20 protein-coding genes are annotated in these 20,464 nt (G+C 29.9%); 16 read left to right on the top strand and 4 right to left on the bottom strand.

The window, feature by feature from the left end; genetic code table 11:
* Positions 1 to 3: 3 nt before the first annotated feature.
* From mnmM to BN3265_RS07040, 3 genes are read right to left on the bottom strand one after another with little or no spacing between them, the layout of a single operon-like run.
* Positions 4 to 567 (bottom strand): tRNA 5-(aminomethyl)-2-thiouridylate-methyltransferase MnmM, encoded by a 564-nt coding sequence (gene mnmM, locus BN3265_RS07050; protein WP_058990852.1) that lies wholly within the window; start codon positions 565 to 567, stop codon positions 4 to 6.
* Positions 554 to 1,105, bottom strand: coding sequence for an ImmA/IrrE family metallo-endopeptidase (locus BN3265_RS07045; protein WP_058990850.1), 552 nt, complete (start codon positions 1,103 to 1,105; stop codon positions 554 to 556). Before BN3265_RS07045 ends, mnmM begins: the two co-directional genes overlap by 14 nt.
* Positions 1,106 to 1,112: 7 nt before the next feature.
* Positions 1,113 to 1,511 (bottom strand): helix-turn-helix domain-containing protein, encoded by a 399-nt coding sequence (locus BN3265_RS07040; RefSeq protein ID WP_058990848.1) that lies wholly within the window; start codon positions 1,509 to 1,511, stop codon positions 1,113 to 1,115.
* A gap of 140 nt (positions 1,512 to 1,651) precedes the next feature.
* On the opposite strand from BN3265_RS07040, the gene dinB reads away from it, so the two are divergent.
* From dinB to BN3265_RS06970, 14 genes are all read left to right on the top strand, one after another.
* A complete protein-coding gene (gene dinB / locus BN3265_RS07035) occupies positions 1,652 to 2,890 on the top strand; it encodes a DNA polymerase IV (RefSeq protein ID WP_058990846.1) in 1,239 nt (412 codons plus the stop codon).
* Positions 2,891 to 3,233: 343 nt separating this feature from the next.
* Entirely contained in the window at positions 3,234 to 4,652 is a 1,419-nt protein-coding gene (locus BN3265_RS07030) for an aspartate ammonia-lyase (RefSeq protein ID WP_058990844.1), read from the top strand.
* 16 nt (positions 4,653 to 4,668) lie between these two features.
* A complete protein-coding gene (locus BN3265_RS07025) occupies positions 4,669 to 5,973 on the top strand; it encodes a dicarboxylate/amino acid:cation symporter (protein ID WP_058990842.1) in 1,305 nt (434 codons plus the stop codon).
* A gap of 2 nt (positions 5,974 to 5,975) precedes the next feature.
* Positions 5,976 to 6,692, top strand: coding sequence for an aspartate/glutamate racemase family protein (locus BN3265_RS07020; protein WP_058990841.1), 717 nt, complete (start codon positions 5,976 to 5,978; stop codon positions 6,690 to 6,692).
* Between the two features lie 8 nt (positions 6,693 to 6,700).
* Positions 6,701 to 7,609 (top strand): LysR family transcriptional regulator, encoded by a 909-nt coding sequence (locus BN3265_RS07015; RefSeq protein WP_058990839.1) that lies wholly within the window; start codon positions 6,701 to 6,703, stop codon positions 7,607 to 7,609.
* Positions 7,610 to 7,622: 13 nt separating this feature from the next.
* Positions 7,623 to 8,981, top strand: coding sequence for a class II fumarate hydratase (locus BN3265_RS07010; RefSeq protein WP_058990837.1), 1,359 nt, complete (start codon positions 7,623 to 7,625; stop codon positions 8,979 to 8,981).
* A 10-nt stretch (positions 8,982 to 8,991) separates the two neighbouring features.
* Complete coding sequence (locus BN3265_RS07005; protein WP_058990835.1) at positions 8,992 to 10,167, top strand: NAD(P)-dependent malic enzyme; 1,176 nt, start codon at positions 8,992 to 8,994, stop codon at positions 10,165 to 10,167.
* A gap of 240 nt (positions 10,168 to 10,407) precedes the next feature.
* On the top strand, positions 10,408 to 11,181 hold the full coding sequence (locus BN3265_RS07000; protein WP_058990833.1) for a uroporphyrinogen decarboxylase family protein: 774 nt from the start codon (positions 10,408 to 10,410) through the stop codon (positions 11,179 to 11,181).
* Positions 11,182 to 11,838, top strand: coding sequence for a corrinoid protein (locus BN3265_RS06995; protein ID WP_058990831.1), 657 nt, complete (start codon positions 11,182 to 11,184; stop codon positions 11,836 to 11,838). It abuts the gene before it with no gap.
* A complete protein-coding gene (locus BN3265_RS06990) occupies positions 11,828 to 13,399 on the top strand; it encodes an ASKHA domain-containing protein (protein WP_058990829.1) in 1,572 nt (523 codons plus the stop codon). The genes BN3265_RS06995 and BN3265_RS06990 overlap by 11 nt, the downstream gene beginning before the upstream one ends.
* 10 nt (positions 13,400 to 13,409) lie before the next feature.
* The gene (locus BN3265_RS06985; RefSeq protein WP_058990827.1) at positions 13,410 to 13,835 is read left to right on the top strand and encodes a DUF4430 domain-containing protein; all 426 of its coding nucleotides are present in this window, start codon (positions 13,410 to 13,412) and stop codon (positions 13,833 to 13,835) included.
* On the top strand, positions 13,836 to 14,348 hold the full coding sequence (locus tag BN3265_RS06980; protein WP_058990824.1) for a hypothetical protein: 513 nt from the start codon (positions 13,836 to 13,838) through the stop codon (positions 14,346 to 14,348).
* Between the two features lie 9 nt (positions 14,349 to 14,357).
* Positions 14,358 to 15,473 carry a uroporphyrinogen decarboxylase family protein gene (locus BN3265_RS06975; protein ID WP_245191103.1) on the top strand — a complete coding sequence of 372 codons (1,116 nt, stop codon included), beginning with the start codon at positions 14,358 to 14,360 and terminating at the stop codon, positions 15,471 to 15,473.
* 11 nt (positions 15,474 to 15,484) lie between these two features.
* Positions 15,485 to 16,597, top strand: a complete 1,113-nt coding sequence (locus BN3265_RS06970; protein ID WP_245191102.1) for a uroporphyrinogen decarboxylase family protein — start codon at positions 15,485 to 15,487, stop codon at positions 16,595 to 16,597.
* Positions 16,598 to 16,698: 101 nt separating this feature from the next.
* On the opposite strand, the gene msrB is transcribed toward BN3265_RS06970, so the two are convergent.
* Positions 16,699 to 17,136: a peptide-methionine (R)-S-oxide reductase MsrB gene (msrB, locus tag BN3265_RS06965; protein ID WP_058990818.1), complete on the bottom strand. Its 438-nt coding sequence runs from the start codon at positions 17,134 to 17,136 to the stop codon at positions 16,699 to 16,701.
* A gap of 120 nt (positions 17,137 to 17,256) precedes the next feature.
* Here msrB and BN3265_RS06960 point away from each other — a divergent pair, with 120 nt between their 5' ends.
* Both BN3265_RS06960 and purH read left to right on the top strand, forming a co-directional pair.
* A complete protein-coding gene (locus tag BN3265_RS06960) occupies positions 17,257 to 18,495 on the top strand; it encodes an aminotransferase class I/II-fold pyridoxal phosphate-dependent enzyme (RefSeq protein ID WP_058990817.1) in 1,239 nt (412 codons plus the stop codon).
* A 459-nt stretch (positions 18,496 to 18,954) separates the two neighbouring features.
* The gene (gene purH / locus BN3265_RS06955; RefSeq protein WP_058990814.1) at positions 18,955 to 20,460 is read left to right on the top strand and encodes a bifunctional phosphoribosylaminoimidazolecarboxamide formyltransferase/IMP cyclohydrolase; all 1,506 of its coding nucleotides are present in this window, start codon (positions 18,955 to 18,957) and stop codon (positions 20,458 to 20,460) included.
* Positions 20,461 to 20,464: the final 4 nt, after the last annotated feature.

Genomic DNA, 20,464 nt, shown 5'->3' with positions numbered 1-20,464 from the left:
AACTTACACTTTTCTTATAGAAATTAAGAAGGGAGGGTTGTTAATTTGATTGAAAAAATCATATTTTATAAGTTGAAATTTTTTTTGGTCCAAATTTTTTAGAAAATCACAAACATATAAAGCTTCATTTTTGCCAGCTTCATGGCCTGGATAAAAAGTTATTAGGATTAGGCCCTTTTCATTTAAAAGATTTAAAGCCGACTCTAGTGATTTTATGACGGACTTATAATTTGTTGTAATTGATTTATCACCTTTTGGCAAAAATCCCAAATTATAAATAAAAAGATCAATTTTTTCTCCTATATATTTTTCAATATTTTTGTGATCATCAAGGATAAATTTAAAATTTTCCCTTTGGCCTATAAGATTCTTACATCTTTCTTGTGAAAGTTTTTGTATATCAAAGGCATACAGAATTTTTGGATTTTTCTTATCCAAAATAAACTTTGAATCCTTTCCGTTTCCAGCTGTCATATCGCAGGCTCTTATATTATTTTCAACCCTATTTTCTATCAAATAATGGGAAAGTTTTACCGGATTATTTATAATTTCATCAGTATATATCATGATTTCTTATATCCTTTCCGTTAATATCCTTAAAAAATCTAGAATCTGCTTCTTCTTTTTTGATTTTCATCCCCATTCTGTGCATTTCATTTAATTTGAAAATCATAAGATTTACATTTACATCGTGCATTGAGGCTAGCTGATTGTAGGTGTAGCCTTCTTTTACATCATTTATAAGTTCTTTCTCATCCAAAAGAAGATGGGCTGCAAAAATATTTGCACACAATTCCATTTCGCTATTTATATCAAAAAGCTCGTATTCAATCAGATTTTCATTTTTTGCCATGTCTCTGTGATAAAGGTCATGGCCTAATTCGTGAGCAAAAACCATATTTTGAATTCTTCTGTCAACAAAGGGATTGTAAAAAACAAAAGAATTTCTTTTTATAATTTTGTACATGCCCAAAAGCTTTGTATTTTCCTTAAAAGCAATTATATTTACCCCTCTTTGAATTAAAATTTCCCTCGGATCTCGGCTGTCATATTTTTTTATTAATTTTTTTACATCATCAAAAATTTGATCGTAGAAAAAAGACATAATTCACCTAATCTTTGTGAGGATTGTATTTTTTATTTTTATTTTTTGCAATATAGTAGGCCTCTTGGATAGAATCAAGAATTGCTTTTTTATCTTCCTCATCTATTTCTCCACCAGCCATAAGACCGATTACACCATCAACCATTTCCTTTGCATCCCTTGCTCCATTATAGCCGTATTTTTCTCTGGCATTAAGAATAAAATTATCCTCATCAGTTACAAGATAATCGTGACTAGTATCTAAAACTTCTGCAAGCTTGTCATAAATTTTTCTATATCTAGGTTTTGATTCTCCTGTTTCATATCTTGAAATAGTTTTTAAAGAAACGCCAACAAGTTTTGCTAGCTCTTCTTGGGTTAGATTTTTATTTTCACGAAGTTGCCTTAACTTAGGTCCAAAACTCATATTTTCTCCTTCAATAGACACTCAAAGACTTTTACGTCATTAAAATCCTTGACAAAAGACATTTAGCGTCTTAAAATTTAATTAAGTCATTTAATGTCATAATTATACAATATCAGTCATTTAAGTTCAAGGAGGAAAAAATGATTAGAACAATCCTACATTCAGATATGAATTCTTGTTATGCATCAATCGAAGCAAAATTAAATCCAAAATTAAAAAACAAGGCAATGGCAGTAGCAGGCGATCCAAAAAATAGGCACGGGATAATTCTTGCAAAAAGTCAAGAAGCAAAAATTATGGGAGTAAAAACGGGAGAGGCAATTTGGCAAGCAAAAATTAAATGTCCAAATTTGATTTTAGTTCCTCCTCACTATGAAAAATATTTAGAATTTTCAAGAAAGGCAAGAAAAATTTATTATTCTTATACAAACAGGGTTGAGCCCTTTGGTCTTGATGAATGTTGGCTTGATGTAAGCGAAAGTTTAAAACTTTTTGGAAATGGAGAAGAAATTGCGGCTCAAATAAGAGAAAGAATGAAAAAAGAATTGGGAATAAGTGTAAGCGTTGGAGTTTCATTTAATAAAGTTTTTGCAAAACTTGGTTCTGATTTAAAAAAACCTGACGCTACTACAATAATAAAAAAAGAAAATTTCAAAGAAATAGTTTGGCCCTTGGATATTTCTTCTATAATTGGAATAGGAAAGGCTACAAAAAGAAAATTAAATGGTATAGGAATTTATACTTTGGGAGATCTTGCAAAAACAGATTCTGATGCAATAAGAGGAATTTTGGGAATAAATGGACTTTATTTGTGGCAATATGCAAATGGTCTTGACGATAGGCCGGTAAAAGATTATTCCTATAGGGAAGTAATAAAAACCATAGGAAATTCATCAACTCTTGTTGAAGACTTATATACAAATGAGGAAGTTTACAATATTTTTCAAATTTTGGCATTAAATGTTTCAAAAAGACTTAGGGAAGCAAATCTTTCTTCTATGGGAGTTCAAATTTTTATTAGGGACAATAATTTATTCTCTTTTGAATTTCAAATGCCAATAAATAATCCAACCCAATCTTCCATAATTCTTTCAGAAAAAGCAATAGAACTTTTTAAGAAAAAATACAAGTGGAACTTTCCCATAAGGGCACTAGGAATTAGAGCAATAAATTTAGTAGACGAAAAAATCCCAGCCCAAACTGACTTATTTTCCGATTATAAAAAAATAGTAAAAAAAGAAAAATTGGACAAGGTGATTTATGATGTAAGAAAAAAATACGACAAAAATGCCCTTACTTTTGCATCATTAAAAAACAATAAAAAATTTCCAAAAGACAAAACAGAAATAGTAACACTTCCAAATGGAAGAATTAGATAGGGCTGTTGCAAAAGTCCAAAGATAGAAAAAAGACGAGGAAATTAAAATGAAAATTAATAATTAGTTTGAGAAAAGAATTGGTTATAAATTTATCGAATAGGAAAAGCTTTTACCTAAATGCTTTTTATATTGATTTTAGACAAATTTTTTATATTTTTTGATTTTTTACAAAGGCTAATACTCTAATTATTAACACTATAAGTTTATACTTATGATATCGATTATAAATAAATAATTTTACTATTAAAAACGTTTTCTATATAATTATATTTGAAAATTGCTACTAATATTTATTATAATTGTAGAGGATTCAAAATTATTAAGTGAATTTATGGAGGAAATTATGACTAAGTTTCGTAGAGAACATGATTCTGTTGGTGAAATGGATATTTTAGAAAATGCTTATTATGGTGCAAATGCCAAAAGAGCTGAAGAGAATTTCCCAATAACTGGTCTTAAGGCTGATGATAAATTTTTGGATGCTATGGTTGAGGTTAAAAAAGCTGCAGCGTTGGAAAATGAAAAATTAGCTTTAATTTCAAAGGAACAAAAAGATGCGATTATTTATGCTTGCGATAAAATTCTTGGTGGAGAATACAGAGATAACTTTATAGTCGATCCTATTCAAGGTGGAGCTGGTACAAGCTACAATATGAATACTAACGAAATTATTGCAAATATAGCAAATGAAAAACTTGGTGGAGGCCTTGGAGTTTATGATAAGGTTCATCCAAATGATGATGTAAATAAAGGACAATCTACAAATGATGTTATTCCAACAAGTGGAAAAATTGCTCTTGTTAGATATTTTATGGAACTTAAAGAAGAATGCGAAAAACTTTTAAAATCTTTTGATAAAAAAGCAAATGAATTTAAAGATGTTTATAAAATGGGTCGTACTCAACTTCAAGATGCAGTTCCAATAAGCTTGGGCCAAGAATTTAATGCTTATCATTCTGTAATTAAAAGAGATTACAAAAGAATGGAAGAAGCAATTGAAACCTTATCAAGTGTGAACTTGGGTGCTACTGCTATAGGAACCGGACTTAATGCTGATGCTACATATGTAAATGAAATAGTTGATGTATTAAAAGAAGTTACAGGCCTTGATTTAAAACAAGCAGAAGATTTGGTTGATGGAACACAAAATTTGGACGGATTTTTATATGCATCATCAATTTTAAAAACATTTGCTGTATCTCTTTCAAAAATCTCTAATGATTTAAGGCTTATGTCTTCAGGTCCTCAAACAGGAATTGGCGATATTAATTTACCAGTTAGACAAGCCGGTTCATCAATAATGCCTGGAAAAGTAAACCCAGTTATACCAGAAGTTGTAAGCCAAGTTGCCTTTGCTGTTTGTGGAAATGATACTACTGTAACAATGGCAGTTGAAGCTGGACAATTAGAACTTAATGCTTTTGAACCAGTAATATTTTATAAACTTTTTGAATCTCTAAGAGCTCTAAAGGGTGCAATTTATACATTGAGAGTTAATTGTATAGATGGAATCACAGCTAATAAAGAATTATTATTAGAAGAAGTTGAAAAATGCGTAGGACTTGTTACAGCCCTTGCTCCACATATAGGATATGAAAAATCAAGTGAGATTGCTCACAAGGCTCAAGATACAGGTAAAACAGTAAGAGAGATTGTTCTTGAAGAAAAATTATTGGGCGAAGCTGAACTTGATAAAATATTAGACTTCAAAAAAATGATTACACCTGGAATCTTAGAAGAGGATAAATTGGATGAAAAATAAATTTTAGGAGGATTTTATGACTGCAAATGAAAAAAAGAAAATGAGCGCAACTAAAAAAATATTATTATCAATGCTCATTGGTCTTGTAGTAGGTATAGGACTTCACTATATAGTTCCGGATGGATTTTTTAAACAGTCTGTTTTGATTGATGGTGTATTTTTCCTATTCGGACAAGGTTTTGTTAGATTATTACAAATGCTTGTAGTACCACTTGTATTTTTCTCAATTGGTACAGGCGTTATGCAAATGAGAGATGTTTCCCAATTTGGTAGAGTTGCTATAAGAACTTTGGTTTTGTATTTAATTACAACAGCTCTTGCAATTGCTATTGCTTTATTTATTGCAAAAATATTTAAACCAGGAGTTGGAATGAACCTTGCTGAAGCTACAAAATCAGCAGCACCTGCAGCAGATGCAGAAGAAGCTCCAACATTAATAGAAACTTTGGTGAATATAATTCCAAAAAATCCTATTGAATCATTAGCAAACGGAGATATGCTTCAAGTAATATTCTGGGCATTTTTATCAGGAATAGTTATAGGAAAATTTGGTCAAGAATTAAAATTATTAGAAGACTTTATGAATGTTGGAAATGATTTTATGATGAAAGTTACTGCTTTAGTAATGAAAGCTGCACCAATCGGTGTATTTGCATTAATTGCTAGAACATTTACAGATATAGGACTTGGAATAGTAGGACCACTACTATCATTTTTGGGATCAGTATTAAGCTCAATGCTAATTTTAATACTTCTTGCATATATCCCATTAATTTCTTTAACTTCAAAGAAAAGTCCAAGCCATTTCTTGAAAAAAGTATTTCCGGTTTATACCTTTGCTTTTTCGTCAGCATCATCAAACGCTACAATTCCATTAACCCTATCATCATGTGATACACTTGGAATTCCAAGGGAAATTTCATCTTTTACAATTCCACTAGGTGCAACAATCAACATGAATGGTACAGCAATCTATCAAGGTTGTGCTGTAATATTTATAGCAAATGCTTATGGAATAGATTTAACATTTGGAAACTTGGTAACAGTTATTTTGACAGCAGTTTTATCATCAATTGGTACAGCAGGAGTTCCAGGAAGTGGAATGATAATGCTATCAATGGTTCTTTCATCAGTTGGACTTCCAGTAGAAGGCGTAAGCTTAATTATGAGTGTTGAAAGAATAGTAGATATGTTTAGAACAGCATTAAACGTAACAGGTGACGTTGTATCAACATTTGTTTCTGCAACAGCTGAAAAATTATTAGATCAAGAAAGATACTTGTCAGACGAAAAACCAGAAATGGAAGAAGTTAATTTTTAATTATGAAAAATTTCTTTGTAATTTTGGGAGGAATGGGGACTTTAGCAACAACAAATTTTCTAAACGATCTAAACGAGGCTTATAAACCAAAATCAGATCAAGAAAATTTAAATTATATGGTTTTAAACCATGCTACAATCCCCGATAGAACCTCCTTTATATTAAAAAAATCAGACGATAACCCTTTTGATTACTTAAAAGAGGATATAGAAAGTGTTGATAAACTAAATCCAGATTTTTATGTAATAACTTGTAATACTGCACATTTTTTTTATGATGATTTACAAAAACTTACAAAAAAACCAATCATAAATATGATTGAGCTTGTAGAAAACAAGTTAAATAAATTAAAAAAACCTTCAACAATAGGAATTTTTGCAACTGAAGGAACAATAAAAAGTAAATTATTCAACAATATTATAGAAAAATGTGGTCACAAGGCCTTGCAATCATCAAAAAACACTCAAGAAAATATTAATGCTTGTCTTTATGGTGATGTAAAGGAAAAAGGAGAAATTAATTTTGACAGATACCATAAAACTTTAAAAGCTATGATGGATGAGGGAGCAGATTATATAATTATAGGCTGCACTGAAGCTTCTTTTATAAATTCTAAAGATAAGGAAAGTTCTTCTTATCCATTAATTGATAGTGAAAAGGAATTGGTAGATGCGACTTTGAAATTAGGACTTAAACTTCAAAAAAATATAGAAATTTAGGAGAATATATGTCAGAGATGGACTTAGAATATATTAGGGCCATATTAAAATATGGGTCTATGACAGCCGCCTCAAAAAAAATTTATATTTCCCAATCAGCCCTAAGCCAACATATAATTAGGATTGAGAAAAAATTGGGAGTTGAAATATTTAATAGGGATTTTAAGCCCATAAAACTTACAGAGGCAGGAGAAATTTATAAAAAGTCCCTTGAAGACATGGAAAAATTAAAGGAGGATACTCTTTTAAAAATTGAGGAAATAAATAAGCTAAAGGTTGGAGAAATATCAGTTGGATCAACTGATTATCAAACTTATTTTTTCCTTTCTAAAATTTTAAAAGATTTCCACAAGGATTATCCTGGTATAAAAATTAAATTAATTGAAGCTAAAACAGACCAGCTTAATATTTTCGCCTTAAAAGGAATTTGTGATTTTTCTATAACCTACGAAACATATAGGTTTGATGATTTGGAAAGTATAAATTTATATAGGGAGGACGTGTTTTTGGCTATGGCAAAAGAGAGTCCTTTAAAAAAATTCTTATCAGGAAAAGGAAATATAAAATCAATTGAGGCGAAAAATTTGATGGGACAAAATATCATAAGAATGAAACAAGGACAAAACTTGGTCTTGCAATATCAAGAACTTGATAAATTTACTGAGGATTCATTAAAAACTGTTCTTGAAACGGATTCAATATTTATTGCTGAAAAGTGTGTTAGGGAAAATATGGGACTTGCTATTCTTCCCGAATCAATGCTTAAAGAAAAAAAGGATGATCTTATATATTTTAAATTAAAAGAAGGTTTATCATCAAGAACAACCATGATAAATTATTCAAAAAAACACAAGTTAAAAAGAATAGCAAATATTTTTATAGACAGATTAAAAAAATACGCAAATGAAGAATTTTAAATCGAGGTAAAAAATGAAATTTAGACAAGAAGAAGATTCTCTAGGAATTGTAAATGTTCCAGCTGATCATTTTTGGGGAGCACAAACTGAAAGATCTTTAGAAAATTTTCCTCAAGAAGTTGAAAAAATGCCACATTCCCAAATTATGGCAATAGCAAGCATAAAAAGAAGTGCAGCTATTGTAAATAATAAAGAAGGAAAATTAGATGATTTGAAAAAAGATTTGATTGTAGATGCTTGCGATAGAATTTTAAAGGGAGAATTCGACAACGAATTTCCACTAACAGTTTGGCAAACAGGATCTGGTACCCAAACAAATATGAATGTAAATGAAGTAGTAAGCCATATTGCAAATGAAAATGAAAAAATAATTCATCCAAACGACCATGTAAATATGAGTCAATCTTCAAACGATGTTTTCCCAACAGCAATGCACCTTTCAACTTACAAAAATTTATCAGAAAAATTATTAAAAGAATTGCCAAAAACAATTGATGCAATTAAAAAGTTGGAAGAAGAAAATAAAGAAATAATTAAAACAGGAAGAACCCACCTTCAAGATGCAACTCCTGTAAAACTTTCTCAAGAAATTTCTGCTTGGAGAACTTGTCTTGAAAGAGATTTGAAAGTTTTAGAAGAAGTAAAAGAAGAATTGACCTACCTTGCTATAGGGGGTACTGCTGTAGGAACAGGAATAAATGCCAAAAAAGAATTTGGCGATGAAATGGCAAAAGAACTTTCAGATTTTTATGGATTTGAATTTAAATCTGATGAAAATAAATTTTACCAATTATCATCAAAATCTGCCCTTGTAAATGTTCACGGAACAATCAAGGCCCTTGCGACTGATCTTTATAAAATTGCAAATGATATTAGATTTTTATCTTGTGGACCAAGATGTGGAATAAGTGAGCTAAGAATTCCTGCAAATGAACCAGGCTCTTCAATAATGCCAGGAAAAGTAAATCCAACTCAAGTTGAATCAATAACTATGGTTTGTATAAAAGTTATGGCAAATGATTTTGCAATTTCTATGGCAAATACCCAAGGACAATTGCAATTAAATGCTTACATGCCTTTAATAATCCATTCAATGGATAACTCAATTACACTTTTATCTAAATCATTAAAGTGTTTTAGAGAAAAATTATTGGAAGGCCTTGTAGCCAACAAAGAAAATATTGGAAAAAATCTTGAAAACTCACTCATGCTTGTAACAAGCTTATCACCACATATTGGATATGATAAGGCAAGTAAAATTGCAAAATATGCATTTAATAATAATTTAACTTTAAAAGAAGCTAGCCACGAACTAGGCTATTTAGAAGATAGCGAATTTGATGAAATTGTAAAACCTGAAAAAATGGTTTAAGGAGAAAATAATGGAAAATCTAAAAGAAAAAGCACTTGAATTACACAAAGAGATCCAAGGAAAAATATCAACAGAATTAAAAACAAAATTAGAAAGTAAAGACGACTTATCTTTAGTTTATTCACCAGGAGTAGCTGAGCCTTGTAAAAAAATCCATGAAAATGAAGATGATGCTTACGTTTACACTGGAAAAGCAAATACAATCGCAGTTATTTCTGATGGAACAGCTGTTTTAGGACTTGGAGATATTGGTCCAAAAGCTGCACTTCCTGTAATGGAAGGAAAAGCTTGTTTGTTTAAAAAATTTGGTGGACTAAATGCAGTTCCACTTGTAATTGATACAAAAGATACTGAAGAAATAATTAAATTTGTAAAACAAGTTGCACCAACTTTTGGTGGGGTAAATCTTGAAGATATTTCATCACCAAGATGTATAGAAATCGAAACAAGATTAAAAGAAGAATTAGATATTCCAGTTTTCCACGATGACCAACATGGAACAGCTATAGTTACAATTGCAGCTTTAATTAATTCTTTAAAATTAGTTGACAAAAAGCCTGAAGATTGTAATGTAGTAATCTCAGGAGTTGGAGCTGCAGGATCATCAATTGTAAGAATGCTAAATGATTTTGGAATTAATGATATATATGCTTTTAATTCAAGAGGAATTTTAAGAGAAGGCGAAGATTATTCTAAAGATTTATACAACAAACTTGCTAAAGAAACAAATAAAGAAAATAAGAATCTTACATTAGAAGAAGCGATGGCAGATGCAGATATTTTCGTAGGAGTTTCAGTACCAAATAAAGTAAGCAAGGAAATGGTAAAATCTATGAGACGTGATCCAATAGTTTTGGCTATGGCAAATCCAGATCCAGAAATTACTTATGAAGATGCAAAAGAAGCAGGAGTGAGAGTAGTTGGAACAGGAAGAAGTGATTATCCAAATCAAGTAAATAACGTTCTAGCTTTCCCAGGACTTTTCAAAGGAGCCTTGTCAGTTCATTCAACAAAAATAACAGAAAAAATGAAAGTTGCCGCTGCAGAAGCTATAGCAAGTTTGATACCAGACGATAAAATTTCAGAAGATTATGTAATTCCATCAGCCTTTGATTTAGGAGTTGCTGATGTTGTTGCAGAAGCTGTAGCAAAATGTGCAGTAGAAGAAGGACTTGCTCAAAAATAAATATTAACTAGATTTAATTCTCCCTAAATTTTGGGGAGAAATTTTTTGTGAAATTTTATTTTTTTATTAAATTTTGATTTAAAAAATAATTTGACAAATGTTTTCCTAAATGATAAATTGATATAAATAATATCTAAATTTTAAATAAGATATGTAGTATGTGATTAATGATTATTTTAGTTAAATTCAAATTTTGAAACTATTTTGGTCATTAATTTTTTTGTTTTTGAAAGGTAATTTATGATTAGATCCTACAAATGTATTGATAATCCACAAAAACCACTTGAAAATGACATATTATTAGATCCAAACAAAATGGCAGCATATGCTCGCGGGGAAAAATTTATTTCTTTGCCCCTTGTTCCTATGATTTCTATTTGTTTGGGAGTTGAATTTGAAAATGGCATAAAGGCTAAGCCAATTTTTGAAAAAATTCAAGATGTAAAGCTTATAATGAATTATGAAAATGATGACTACAAAAAAATGCTTGAAGCCATAGAAATTCTTGATGATAAAAAAACTGTAATAGAAATGAGAGGTCCTCTTGCTGTTTTGGATAATCTTTTGGGAATAGATAAGGTTATGAGGGCTATGAGAAAAAATAGGGAAAATCTAAATTTTCTCTATGATGAATTTATTGGGATTTATCTTGAATATATTAAGAAAATGCAAGATAAGGGAATTACAATTTTTAGTTTTGCTGAAAGTATTTTGGATGTGAAATTATTTGGACCAAGGGAAGTGAGTAATTATGCCAATGATTTTTTACTTAAATTTTTAAAAGAAATAAGAATTTTGCAAAAAGAAAATCCTTTTACCTTTCATCTTTGTCCAAAATCAAGCCTTATCCTTGTTGATTTAGAAAAGGCAGATTTTATTCCAATTGAGTATGAAAGTCCAAAAAAATATATAGATATTTTATATGAGAATAAGACTTTGCTTGGAGATAGGTGTTTAAATTTGGCAGATAAAAAATTTAAAAGTGTAAATAAAATAATTTTGAAGGAGGAGTAGATGACTAGTCAAAAAGAATATCTTGATAAAATGGCAGAAATGGTTGTTGAAATGGAAGATGAAGAAATCGGAGATTTGTGCCGTGAGTATTTAAAAGAAGGCTATGACCCAGAGGAGGCTATTTTTAATGGACTAATTAAGGGGATGAATGAAGTAGGAAGACTTTTTGAAGAGGAAGAATATTTTATTTCTGACTTATTGATTTGTTCAGATGCCATGTATAACGGCATTGATGTTTTGAAAGAAAATATTGAAAGTTATGGGGAAAATAATCTTGCAACTGCAGTTATTGGAGTTGTTGAAGGGGATACCCACGATATTGGGAAAAATCTTGTAAAATTGATGCTTGAAGTCAATGGTTTTAATATGATTGATTTGGGCAAGGATGTTCCTTGTGAAAAATTTGTTGATGAAGCAATTAAAAATAAGGCTCAATTTATTATGATGTCAACTCTTATGACAACTACTATGGAAAATATGAAAAAAGTAATGGATATTTTAAATGAAAGAAATGTTCGCGACCAATTTATTGTTATGGTTGGAGGAGGCCCAGTTACTGAAAAATTTGCCAAAGAAATTGGGGCTGATGCCTACAGTGAAAATGCAAATGAGGCTGTAAAGGTTGCAAAAAGTTTAATCAAAAATCATGAAAATTGAAATAGTAAATTCAAATAATATTATCGAGTCAAATGGCGAAAATATCCTAGAAAGCCTTAATTTAAATAATATAAAAATTGACAATTTTTGTAATGGCAAGGGGACTTGTGGAAAGTGTAAAATTAAGCTTTTAAAAGGAAGACTTAATCCTATAAGTTCTGTAGAAAAATCCTTATTAAGTGATAAAGAGATAAAAAATGGAATTAGGCTAGCTTGCTTATCTTTTCCGAAATCTGACCTTAAAATTAAAACTATAAGCGAAAATTTAGATTTTAAAATTTTAGACTTTGGAAAAATTCCTGATTTTGAAATGAAATTTGACCAAGGTTTTGGTCTTGCTCTAGATATTGGTACGACAAGTCTTGCCATGTACTTGGTTGATTTATCAAATGGGAAAATAATAGATAAAAACTCCTCAATAAATTCTCAGGTTAAATATGGCCTTGATGTCATGACAAGAATTAGTTTTGAATATGAAAATGAAAATGGTAAAAATTTACTCCAAGATGAAATTATAAAAAGTATCAATAATTTGATTGATGATCTTGTAAATAAAAACGAAATTGAAAGAAGTCAAATAAAAAAACTTGTAATTGGGGCAAATACTACAATGCTTCACATGCTAGTTGGCATTGATGCAAAATCTTTGGGGAAATTTCCCTACAAGGCAAAATTTTTAAATTCTTTAAAAATAGATTCTAAAAATATAGGCATCAATATTTCAGCAAAAGTCTATACCCTTCCAAATGTTTCGGCTTTTGTGGGAAGTGATATTGTAGCAGGAGTATATTTGACTGATTTAAAAAATCAAAAAAATGCACTTTTTATCGATATTGGAACAAATGGAGAAATAGTTTTAAAAACAGAAGATAAACTTTATGCAACGTCAACTGCAGCAGGTCCAGCCCTTGAGGGGATGAATATTTCTTGTGGAATGCGAGCAGAAAGCGGGGCAATTGATTCTTTAAAAATTCAAAATGAAAAAATAAATTTTTCTACAATAGATAATAAAAAGCCAAGAGGAATTTGTGGAAGTGGGCTTTTAAGTTCAGTGGGTCAAATAATTGAGAAAGATTTTGTAAATAAAAGAGGAAGGATTTTAGATCCAAAAAAATTGGAAAAGGAGGATTACAGGAGAAAATTTATAAAGGAAGATAGTAAGAGAAAAAGAATAATAATTCTTGATCAAAAGGAAAATATTTATATCAGCCAAAAAGATATTAGGCAGGTTCAACTTGCAAAAGGAGCAATTTTATCAGGATTTTTGATTCTTCTTGAAAAAGAGAACATGGAAATTGAAGATTTAAATTCTGTAATAATTGCTGGTGGTTTTGGAAGCCATCTTAAAAAAGAAGATTTGACAGGTGTTGGAATCTTGCCAGAAAGTGTAGAAGAAAAGATAAGATATGTTGGAAATTCTTCCCTAATTGGAGCCTATATGGTCCTTATGAATGAAAAAATTATTAAAGAAATGGAAGAATTATCCCAAAATATAACTTATCTTGACCTTGCAACAAGTAAAAATTATGAAAGAAAGTTTGCGAAAGCAATGCAATTTTAAGGAGAAAAAAATGAAAAATTACAAAAAATTACTAACCGTTCTTACCCTAACAACTTTAACTTTAACTTCATGTGCAAATAAAAATGAAGAAAAAAATTCTAATAATTCAAATCAAACAAGTGTAGCAAGCATTGAGTCTAATGAAAAAGAAGAGGTCACAAACGTAAGTATTTTAATCAAAGATACAGTAAATGACAAAGAAATTTTAAAAGAAGACGGAAAAATTGATAAGGATGGTCTTCAAAAATACCTTGAAGAAAATCACAAGGCAAAATTTGAAGACGGAATGATGACAGAACTTGAAGGAATAAAACAAGACAAAGAAAAAAGCCAATACTGGATGTATTATGTAAATGGTGAAATGGCTGAAGTGGGAATAGGCGATTATGTACCAAAAGAAAATGACCAAATAGAATTTAGATTTGAACAAATGTAGATGGATACAAAAAAACTTACAAGACTTGCTAGTCTTTGCGCAATTTGTGTAATCACAAGGATATATTTGAAATTAATCCCAAATGTCCAGATTCTTTCGGATATAATTTTAATTCTTGCAATAAATGGAAAGCTTGACGAATCTTTGATTGTAAATGCAAGCACTATGGTTATAACAAGTTTTTTTCTAGGTTTTGGATATTGGGTTATATTTCAAGTTTTGGATTTTGGAATTTTGGGGATTTCAAATTATATTTTATTTAATAAAATAAATATCAAAAAAACAAAAATAAATAAGGCCATAGCCCTCGGGCTTTCTGGTTTTATTTATGGTTTTTTGATAACTTTGATGCAAGTTTTTTTGGTGGCTGGAAATAAATTTACTTTTTTAGGACTTTATGCTGGTTCAATTCCTTTTGATATTAACCACATGGTTGGAAATATTGTAATATATATTTTTCTTATCATTAGGCTTGAAAAATATATTACGGGAGAAAAGCATTTTAAAAATTAAGGAGAGATGATGGATAAAATAAAACTTCAAAAAGAAATTTCAAATTATAAACCAGAAATGACATCAGACGAAAGATTAAAAGCATATTTTAATGGAGAGCGTGTTGACCACTTGCCATTTAATTTAATGAGCCTTGATATGGCTTATGGAATGAATTTGGGATATACATTAAAACAAACAGACCAAATTGAAAATTTAATAGAAATTATTAAAAAAAGATGCCAAGAATACAAGGTGTATGGAATTTCTGAAGGTTTAAATCTTAGGGGCATGGGATACGCCCTTGGTTCAAGTGGAATTTTTCCGGAAAATGATATAGACCATGTCGAAAAATATTTGTTAGAAGATAAAATTGATATGGACTTATTAGAAATGCCAGATCCCTACAAAAATAAATTTTTAAAAAGAAAAATTGATAATGCAAGAAGGCTCAAAGAAAATTTCCCAGACCATAAAATTTCTACTTTTGTAGCAGGACCAATGACTGTGCTTTCAGCTTTAAGGCCCATTGAAAAACTTTTGAGAGATTTGAGAAAAAATCCCCAAGGAGTAAAAGAATTACTTGACTTTGTTCTGGAAGCAAATATGAAATGGATTGAAGTTTTTAACAAAGAATTTGGAGATGTGGGAGTAATGATTGCAGATCCAGTTTCCTGTGATGATATTTTAAGTCCAAAACAAGTAAAGGAATTTTCATTTCCATATTTAAAAGAATTGACCGATAGAATTTATAAGGTAAATAATATCAAGGCAAATCTTCATATTTGTGGTCACACAAAAAGACAGTGGGAAAATCTTACAAATTTACAAATTGGATCATTTAGTCTTGATAATTGTCACGATCTTAGTGAATGTAAGGAAATAATTCAAGATAAATTATCACTAATGGGAAATGTTCCACCAGTTGATGTAATGAGAAATGGTAGCGTGGATGATGTAATAAATTCTGTAAAATCTTGTATAAAAAAAGGTGCGGACAACAAAATGGGCTTTATTTGTGCAACAGGCTGTGCAACTCCTGCAAATAGTCCAAAGGAAAATTTGGATGCCTTTGTCTATGCAGTCCAAAAATACGGAAAAGATGCAAAAATCGGAGAAATTCCACAAGCAGTTTTTAAAGATTAATGGGAGGATTTATGAACAAAGAAGAACTTAAGGAAAAGATGAAAAATTATAAACCGGAAATTACTTCATCAGAAAGGATATCCAAATATTTAAGCGGCGAAAGAGTTGACCATATTCCTTTTGCAATTATGAGTACAAATAGGATTATTGCAAACCACCTAAATTATACAATTAGCGATATGGAAGATGTGGACAAATTATCAGACATTGTCCAATACAAATACGATAAGTATAAAATTGTGGGTCTGACAGAAGAATTAAGTCTTAGGACTATGGGCCATGCTGTTGGTTCAAAATTAGTTTTTCCAGAAGATGATATTGATTATATAGAAGAATTTGTCATGGAAGAAAAACTCGATATGGATTTAATTGATTTGCCAGATCCCTTTACTAATAAAGTTTTGGCACCAAAATTAGAAAGAGCAAGAATCCAAAAAGAAAGATTTCCAAATATGGCAATCGAAACAGAAATTCCAGGGCCAATAACAACAGCTGCTGCCATAAGACCAATCGAAAAACTTTTGAGAGATTTGAGAAAAAATCCCCAAGGAGTAAAAGAATTATTAGATTTTTGTTTTGAAGCAAATATGAAATGGGCGGAGGCTTTCAAAAAAGAATTTGGACCAACAAGTATAATGGTTGTAGACCCAGTTGGATGCGATGATATTTTAAGCCCAAAGCAAGTTAAAGAATTTTCCCTACCATATTTGAAAAAACAATTAAGTGCTTATTATAAATTAAATGGAATAAAAGCAAATTTACATATTTGCGGTCACACAAAAAAACAATGGAAATATTTAAAAGATTTGGATATTGATTTTTTCAGTGTAGATAATTGCGAAGACTTAGAAGAATGTAAAAAAGAAATTGAAGATAAATTAATTGTTGTTGGAAATATTCCTCCAGTAGAAGTGATGCGTTACGGAAGTATTGATGATGTAATAGAATCAGTAAAAGTCTGCATAAAAAAAGCAGCTGATGCGAAATGTGGATATATAGCAGCAACAGGATGCGGTTCCCCAGTAAAAACTCCAATAGAAAATTTGGATGCTTTTATTTATGCAATAAACAAATACGGCAAAAATGCAAAATTAGGCGAGATGCCAGAAGCTATAAATGATTAAAAAATTATAAAAAATGAGCCAAAAATTTTAAAATAAAATTTGAGGCTCATTTATTTTTTGTCTATCAAAATATATAAAAATTTTTATTTGAAAATATATTTTTAATTTTCAAATAAATCCAGATATTCTTCATACCCTTCTTCTTTTAATTTCTTTTTTGGTATAAATTTAAGGCTTGCACCGTTTATGCAATATCTTAGTCCTCCCATTTCTTTTGGACCGTCATTGAAAACATGACCTAGGTGGGAATTTGCTTTTTTGGATTTTACTTCAGTTCTAACCATTCCATGTGATAGGTCTTCGTTTTCTTTTATATTATCTGCTAGTGGTTTTGAAAAAGAAGGCCAACCACAACCAGAATCAAATTTATCTAAAGATGAAAATAAAACTTCTCCACTTATTATGTCTACATAAATTCCATCCTTATAAAAATCATTATAGATACTAGAAAAAGGTTTTTCTGTACAAGAATTTTGAGTAACTTCAAAAGATAATCTAGATAGGTTTTCAAGTCTATCCTTTTTTAATTTTTCATCCATAATATCCTCCTTACAAATATTTTACTAATTTATAATAATTTAGGCAATAGTTTTCTTGCTTTTAAAAAAACATGATTAGTGATACAATATTTTAAATAATAATGAAAAAAGGGGAAAATTATGGGAAAAAATATTATAGCAGATCATGCTAAATGGCCAAGACTTGAAGATGCCATTTTTAAAGTTAGTGGTGAATGCAAAAAAGCAATCGAAAAATTTGGAAAAGAAAAAGTTATAAATTCAACTCTAGGGACTTTGATTGACGATGATGGAAATATTATTGCCTTTGACAGTGTCTATGATACTTTAAAAAATATGGACAAAAAAGATATAGCAAGCTATGGGGCAATTGAGGGCGACAAAGATTATTTGGATTTGGTAATTGAAAAATGTTTTGGAGATTATAAACCAAAGGGATTTATAAAATCAGTAGCAACGGCCGGAGGAAGTGGAGCAGTTAGGCATACTTTTTGGAGCTTTTCAGAAGCTTGCGATTATGTAATTTGTCCAAATTGGTATTGGCCAGCTTACGCTACAATGTGTGAGGAATACAATAGGGAATTTTTGACTTATGAATTTTTGGATGAAAACTTTGAATTTAATTTAAAAGAATTTACAAAAGCCTTGGATTTTTCTTTAGAAAAAAAAGATAGGGCCCTTTGTGTATTTAATTCGCCTGCAAATAATCCAACAGGATTTACTATTGAAGATTCTATGTGGGATAAAATTTTAAAAATTATAAAAGAAAGGGCAGTTGAAGGAAAATTTATTACGATTTTACTTGATGTTGCCTACATAGAATTTGCAGGAGACGGAAGTCAAAAGAAATTTTTCAAAAAATTTGGAGATTTACCAGAAAATATTATAACTACAGTGGCTTATTCCATGAGTAAATCTTACACAGCCTACGGACTAAGGTCAGGAGCTTGTATAATAATTTCTTCAAATGAGAAAATTGCAAACGAGGCTTTTGATTCAATGAAACACTCAAACAGGGCGATTTGGTCAAATATAACACATGCAGGAATGAATATTTTGGTTGATTTAGAAAAGGATGAAAAAAAGAAAAAATCCTACGAAAAAGAGCTAGAATTTTACAGAATAATGCTTGAAAAAAGAGCCAAAGCCTTCACAGAAAATGCGAAAAAAGTAGGACTTGTAACACTTCCATATTTTGGAGGATTTTTCATATCAATTCCTTGCAAAAATTCAAAAGAAGTTTCTAAAAAATTAAAAGAAAAAAATATGTATATAGTTGCAAATAAAGAAGGATTAAGATTTGCAGTTTGTGCAGTAAGCGAAGAAAAATGCAAAATTTCACCAAAACTTATAAAAGATGCTATGGATGAGATAAATTAAAACATTGCCTTTCTAACAGTAAGGCTATTTTTTTAAGGAATGAAAGTGAAAAATATTTTTTGAAATACAAAAAGTATTGATTTTTAATGTCTTATTTCGATAGTTATAGTTTTTTAGTGATTGCTTGATGTTTTTATGCAAAAATTTTACCTATGTTTTAATATATAAAGATTTTTTAAAAAAATAAAAATACATCTTTAATTTTCAAAAAAACTATGGTATGATAATTTTACATTCATTTGGGGGAAATAATCATGGATTTTGTTTTTAAAATTAGAAAATTTTCAAATATGATTTTATCTATGAAAAAAATTGAAAGACTAAGATATGTCTTTGGATTTCTATGCCCAATTTTGTCTATGAATGGATTAATGTTTTATCAAGGGAAGCTAATGTTTTATTAGCTTCCCTTTTCTTGTCTTTAATTTAGACTGAAAGCTTTATAATATGGAGGGATAAATGAGAGCTTTAATATCTGTTACTGATAAAAAGGATGTCGAAAAACTTGCTAAAGGTTTAAGTGATTTGGGAGTTGAAATTGTATCTACTGGTGGTACATACAAAAAAATCAAAGAAAGCGGAGTAGATGTAAAGGAAATTGAAGAGATAACAAATTTTCCGGAAATTTTGGATGGTAGGGTAAAAACTTTATCTCCTTATGTTCATGGAGGAATTCTTTACAAAAGAGATGACGAAAATCACAAAAAAACTGTGGAAGAAAATAATATCAAGGATATTGATATAGTTGTTGTAAATTTATATAAGTTTGAAGAGTCCTTAAAGAGTAAGGATATTGACAATATTATTGAAAATATTGACATAGGTGGACCAACTTTGATTAGATCTGCTGCAAAAAATCACAAGGACTGTATCGTTTTGACAGATCCAAAAGATTATGAAGAACTTTTAGAAAGATTAAAAAATAATCAAGTTGATTTGGATTACAGAAGATATTTAGCTATGAAGGCTTATTCTCTTACAGCTTATTATGACAGTGTAATTTCTAGATTTTTCAAAGATTTGACCAAAAAAGAAAGCGAATATAAAACTTACGGTCTTAGAAAAATTGAAGATTTAAGATACGGAGAAAATCCAAGCCAAAAAGCTAGCCTTTATGAAGATACTTATGCAAAGGGTCTTTTGAAAGATATAGAAATTCTTCACGGAAAGGCAATGAGTTTTAACAATTATAATGATTTAAATATTGCCTTGGAACTTGCCAAAGAACTTGGTGAAAATTCTTGTGTAGCTTTAAAACACCAATCTCCTTGTGGGGCAGCTATTGGAGAAAATGCCTTTGATGCTTATAAAAAAGCTTACGAAGCTGATTCCTTATCAATTTTTGGTGGAATTGTTGCTTTAAATGGAGTAGTTGATGAAAAAACTGCAAGCATGATGAGTGAAATTTTCCTTGAAATTGTTGCGGCAAATGACTTTACAAAAGAAGCTTTGGAAATTTTATCTAAAAAGAAAAATATCCGTCTAATAAAAGTCGACCTTTCAAAAGATTTTGTAAAAGAGGATGTAAAATATTTGGAAGGAAAAGTTTTAGTCCAAGATAGGGATACAAAAGAAGATGATTTTGAAGTTGTAACTGAAGTTAAACCAGAAAAAAAAGATATTGACGATTTAAAATTTGCCATGACTGTTGTAAAATATACCAAATCAAATGCAATTGTAATTGTTAAAGATGGAAAAACTTTGGGAGTTGGTTGTGGACAAACTTCAAGAATTTGGGCTTTAGAATCAATCAAAAATAACCACCCAGATGTAGACTTTACTGATTCAATTATGTCATCAGATGCCTTTTTCCCATTTGATGATTGTGTAGAATTTGCTCACAAAATTGGAGTAAAATCAATAATCCAACCAGGTGGATCAATTAGAGATAAGGATTCAATTGAAAAATGTAATGAATACAAAATGTCCATGGTATTTACCAACAACAGACATTTCAGACATTAAGGAT

The organism is Anaerococcus rubeinfantis (assembly GCF_001487145.1).
In the GTDB taxonomy this organism is placed as follows: Bacteria; Bacillota; Clostridia; order Tissierellales; family Peptoniphilaceae; genus Anaerococcus; species Anaerococcus rubeinfantis.
The sequence above is the reverse complement of the archived record's forward strand: the minus strand, read 5'-3'. Positions and strand labels throughout refer to the sequence as shown.